The sequence below is a fragment of the Globicatella sanguinis NBRC 15551 genome, from assembly GCF_001552295.1.
Taxonomy (GTDB): Bacteria; Bacillota; Bacilli; order Lactobacillales; family Aerococcaceae; genus Globicatella; species Globicatella sanguinis.
On record NZ_BCQX01000131.1, the window covers coordinates 1 to 5,996 of the forward strand.

Sequence of the window (5,996 nt, forward strand, 5' to 3'; positions counted from 1 at the left end):
GAGTAGACCTCAAACAAGTCGAAAGACACTGTTTGAGACCACTCAACCACTGCGCTATTCATTAACGAATAATAATCTTGACTTAAATTTATCAAGTTTATGCCCTGGTTTATTCTCACTTGATTTTACACAAAGGTTTCATTTTTTTGACAAATTGTGATATTTTTTCAGGAAACAGTTGTAAAGTTTATGAGATTTGATATAATTATAAAAGGACTTATTAGATAAATAATAATCTAAGAAAGGTTACTCAATGCTTGGAGGGAGGGGAATCATATGTCAAAAACAGTAGTTCGTGATAACGAATCATTGGATGACGCTCTTCGTCGCTTCAAACGTAACGTTTCTAAAACAGGTACTTTAAGAGAAGCTCGTAAACGTGAGTTTTACGAAAAACCATCAGTAAGACGTAAGAAAAAATCAGAAGCAGCTCGTAAACGTAAGTTCTAGAAAACGTCTTGAGCGATATAGACAATTTGATATATCAAGAAGATTTAAACACTACTCAGTAATGGGTGGTGTTTTTCTTTTTGTTATTTGCTGATGAATCACTTAAAAATGCTGTCTTTTACTTGTCAAAAGAATTTCTATGTAGGTCATTTCGCAATTTTTTGACACTAAATTATTTTTCACAAACTTTCATTTTTCTAAAAGCGATTAAATATTTTCATAGGAAAGTTAATTTCACAATGTAAGCTTTCCAAATAGACAAAAACAGTAAAAAATCCCAAAAATACCCAATTTTTGTTTTCATAAATTTTCAGCGTGTCTCATTTTGAGACACAAAAACAGCTCTTTTTGAGTAGAATTTTCATTTTCATAAAATTTCGAAAAATTATTCGCAAAAATTGATAAATTCTTAATAATTAAGCAAAAAATGTCTCAAAATAAGACACGGGCTTGTGAATAATATACTTTCATATTAAATAAGGAAATGAAAGAATGATATTCAATTCATTTCACAAGCCAACGAACCGACATGCAACAAAATATGAATGAAGCAAAGAGTGTTGTTCTATTTAGTAAAATAGTCTTGTATCCTTCCACAAAACTGAAAAATGATTACCTCAATAGTTTTTGTAACTGGGGAAAGTTACGTGCAACAAATTGGGTAATCTTATTGTAATTTTATAGCCGACGAAGCGAAAATCATTCGATTTTCTACTTTTGGTCTACTCCCAACTGTGCGGGGGAGGCCACGAAGCGAAAATTATTGATTTTCTACTTCTTGCCCACTCCCTAATTTCGATGATGATTTCTTTTGTATCATGATTAGCAATAAAGTTTGAAAAAAATCAGTTTGATAATCTGCCAAATTTTTCTAACGTATATTTTGTTACCGTTAACAAATCATATTCTCTCAATGTTACCGATATCATTATGAGATTTTAACTAGTAAATAAAATTTTAAGTTGCTATTATTTAAGTAAACGATTACAGCTTATTTGAGCTTGATGGAGGTATTAAAAATGACCGGTAAGAATAACCTTGAGGTAAGACGGGCGAAGTTATCGCAGAAAGTCGAAAAATTTGGAATTCGTCGTTTTAAAGTTGGGACTGCTTCGGTATTAATTGGTGCAGGCTTATTTTTTAATGCGAATTTTGTTTCTGCTCAGACAGTGACAGATGGCACATTGAGTGATTCAGCTGATAGCGCCTTAGTAGCCGATGCTAATGAAACAGAAGCTGAAGTACCATTAGTGGATATACCTGTATCAGCAGAAGTTAATGCGGATACAGTTGAGGAGACAACAGTAGTAGCGGAATCGAATGCTGAGACAGTTGGAGAAGAAGCACCAACTGAACTAGTAGAGACCACAGAAGCAGAGATAGATGAAAGTGTCGAAGAGTCTACTCAATTACCTGAAACAACTTTAGTAGATACAAACACTGCCGTTGAGGATGAGCCAATCAATGATGCAACGACAGTCAATGAACCTGTTACTTTGTTAGCAGAATCAGATGAAACATCCATTTCAGAAGAAGTGATGGAAGATTCAACACCAATAACATCTAATTCAGATGAAGCAATCAATACGATTGCTAGCGATGAAAAGCTAAGTGCAGCAGCTGCAACCACCAACACTGCAAGGGATGTTGAACCAATTGAAGAAGGCATGATACGCCTACACTTTGAAAATTTACCTGAAGATAAAATTGGTACTTTAGGTCTTTGGTATTGGGGAGGCGTTGAAAACGAATCAAGCAATCATCCTGATGGTTGGCCTAAGGGTGCAACGCTCTTTGATTCGAATAAAAAAGATGAATACGGCTATTATATTGATATTGCTCAATCTACTAATCCGGCTGATATAGGTTTCTTATTATTAGATACAGCTGGTACTGATGATGCCTCTATTAAAATTACGCCAACAGATCAAACCGTTAAATTATTAAGCGGTGAAATGAATGAAGCGTGGATTGATGCGAACTTCCAAACGAATAGTTATCAACCACTTAAAGATGAAAATGTTCTTAGAATTAATTATCTTCGTTCAGATAATAATTATGAAAATTTAGGTGTTTGGTCTTGGTTTGACGTAGAAAACTCACCACAAAATTGGCCAACAGACGCTTTAAAATTTGAACAAGAAGGTCAATATGGTCGCTACGTTGATTTACCATTATCCAAAGGTCTTGAGTCTAGTATTGGCTTTTTAATCGTAAATACGGCGGATGAATCAAAACCTTTAACAGATTTAGTTTTTTCTGATCGTAAAACGCATAGTCAAATATTCTTGCGTGATAACGATCAAACTGTTTATACCAATCCATACTTTGTTGCTGAAAATAAAGTAGACCCAAGTACAGCAACGCCTGGCGTCCATAATGTTACAGTCGAAGCAAGTGTTAATAGAGAAGTGGAATCCAATCACTTTGCCTTATTAGATGTGACGATTACCAATCCAGATAATGCTGAAATTAAGCAAATTATTGCGGATACTTCTGCTTTGGGGACGAGCGCTGAAGTTAAAATTTCTCCTGAATTAAATCGGGTGACGATTACTGCAACACATGATACTAAACCTGGTGAATATCAAATACCGATTCGTGTCTATGATGCTGAAAATGGTTATTATGAAACAACAGCCTCAGTAGTCGTGAAAGAGCATGTCAAAGCTGAAGGTGAATTAGATTGGGATGAACAAGTCATTTACTTTATGTTGACTGACCGCTTCTTTGATGGTGATTCGACTAATAATAATCCGTATGATTTACCTTATGAGTCAGCGAAAAATCAAGGTGGGGTATATCGTGGCGGTGACTTTAAGGGAGTAACAGCTAAATTAGATTACTTGAAAGAATTGGGTGTGACCTCGATTTGGGTAACGCCAATTGTTGAAAACATTAAGTATAATGTAGGCGGCACCGATAATGTTGATGAGTTTTATGCTTACCATGGTTATTGGGCAAGTGATTTTGAAAAATTAAACCCACATTTAGGAAGTTTAGCAGATTTTCATGAATTAATTGATGAAGCAGCTGCTAGAGGCATTAACATCTTAGTCGATGTGGTGTTAAACCATCCGGGATATGGATTAAATAAAGGAGATTCATTACCAGTAGAAGGATTCCCAACAGCTGAAGATCAAGAACGCTTTGATGGTTTAATCCGTCAAGAAGAGGGAATGGATCCAGATACTCAACGTAGCTTAAGTGGCCTTCCTGATTTTGAAACGGAACGACATGAAGTAAGAGAACAATTGGTAGCTTGGCAATCACAATGGTTAGAAAAAGCTACTACAAGTAAAGGGAATAGTATTTATGGTTTCCGAGTTGATACTGTGAAAAATGTGGATAATACAACTTGGCAACACTTCAAGAATGTATTAGCAGAATTAGATTCAGATTTCCACTTAATGGGCGAATCATGGGGAGCAAATTATACCAATGATAATGACGATTTAGGCGAAGGAAAAATGGATAGTTTGTTAGACTTCGGCTTTAAAGAAATTGCTAAACAACTAGTCAATGGCGATTTAACCGGAGCTCAACAAGAATTAATTAATCGTAATGGGTTTATTACCAATGCGGAGTCTCTTGGACAATTTTTAAGTAGCCATGATGAAGATGGTTTTACCTATTCGTTAGGTGGTGATTTAAATAAACAAAAGATTGCTGCTACTATTCAATTAACCGCTAAAGGGTTACCTGTAATTTATTACGGGGAAGAACTCGGTTTAAGTGGTGCTAATAATTGGCCTTATTATGACAATCGTTATCAATTCGATTGGGATAAGGTTGAAGGCAATGCGATGCATGAGCATTATACGAAACTATTAGACTTTAGAAATGAACATTCTGAATTAATGGCGCGAGGAGATCGTACAACTTTAGCCGGTAATAATTCTGTAAAATGGTTAATTGCTAAACGTTCTTATAATAATCAAAGTGCGTATATTGCAACTAACTTAAATGAAACAGCAACACCTTTAACCATTGAAGTGTCAGGAGAAGACGCTGTCTTATTTGATCACTATTCAGGCAACTCTTATAATGCAACACTATCTGAAACAGGTCAGTATGTCGTTAATATTGAAGCTCCAGCAATTACTGAAGGTGGAACTTTACTCTTAACGGTGACAAATGGGGACATTATTAACGCAAAATTAACCTCAGAAGAAGAGCCGCCAGTTGAAGAAGGCATGCTTCGAATTCACTTTAAAGAATTACCAGACCAAGCACTTAATACCTTAGGTTTATGGACTTGGGGTGATGTTGCGACGCCATCTGAACAATTAGGATCATGGCCGACCGGAGCAACTAACTTTGGCGAAGCAAGACAAGATGATTATGGCTACTATCTTGATGTTCGTAAATCAAGTTTAGAGGCTAAAAAAATCAATTACTTAATTAATAATAATAAAGGGGATAACATTACTGGCGATCAAAGCATTGATATTATTTCACCAGCGATGGATGAGGTATGGATTGATGCTGATTGGGGTGTTAATTATTATAAACCGATTGAAACTCCGAATACGGTACGTATTAATTACTACCGTACGGATGGTAACTATGATAATTTAGGTCTTTGGACATGGGGATCTGTTGAAAAACCAGGAGAAAATTGGCCAGACGGCATTGACCTTGACCGTGAAGGGAAATATGGATATTATGCCGATGTCACACTAAGTGAATTAGCTGAATTAGGATTTTTAATTGTTGATGAATCAACAGGAGAGAAAGTCATAGAACAAGATTTTATCTTTAAAGATTTAGAAAATCACACTCAACTATTCATCCGTGATAATGATTCAAAAATTTATACCAATCCTTACTATGTAAGCCAAATTCAATTGAATAGTGCGGAACAATTATCAGAAAATACAATTGAACTCCAATTCTCAAGTACTGAAGGTTTAACCAATGAAGATTTATTAAATGGCTTAACCATTACAAGTTCAACTCAACAATCAGTAACCCTAGACTCTGTCTCTATCCAAGAGGGCGGTACTACTGTTTTATTAACAGGTGATTTCGCTCTTGAAAATGCTCCATTTGGCATTACTTTTGAGGAGATGACAGTTAATACACGTACAGGATGGCGTTTAACTGACGAAGTGTATGGTTATGACGGCGATTTAGGAATGACTTTAAATGAAACAGGTACTGTCGCAGAAATGAATCTTTGGTCACCGAGTGCCCAAGAAGTGAATGTGGTTGTTTATGATAAAGATGATAATAATACCGTCGTTGGACGAGTTGCGATGGCAGCTTCAGATAAAGGCGTTTGGAATGTTAAGTTAGATGCTGCTAAAGATTTAGGGCTAGAGACTTTGACTAATTATCTCTATCATTATGAAATTATTCGTGGTGGTAAAAAATATTTAGTTTTAGATCCATATGCAAAATCAATGGGAGCATGGGATAATACTAATCCAATGCCAGTACCAGAAGATGTAGTGAGTAAACCAGTTGGAAAAGCGGCTTTTGTAGCGCCAGATCAATTAGGACCAAAATTAGATTTTGCCAATATTGAAGGCTATAAAAAA

General features: G+C 35.7%; 2 protein-coding genes. Both read left to right on the forward strand.

The features are described from left to right. The first annotated feature begins 276 nt into the window (after positions 1 to 276). On the forward strand, positions 277 to 450 hold the full coding sequence (rpsU, locus tag GSA01S_RS09015) for a 30S ribosomal protein S21 (RefSeq protein WP_066126806.1): 174 nt from the start codon (positions 277 to 279) through the stop codon (positions 448 to 450). A gap of 1,019 nt (positions 451 to 1,469) precedes the next feature. Next, positions 1,470 to 5,996: pullulanase-associated domain-containing protein (locus tag GSA01S_RS09020; RefSeq protein ID WP_169792693.1), on the forward strand; the 4,527-nt coding region annotated here is incomplete at its 3' end.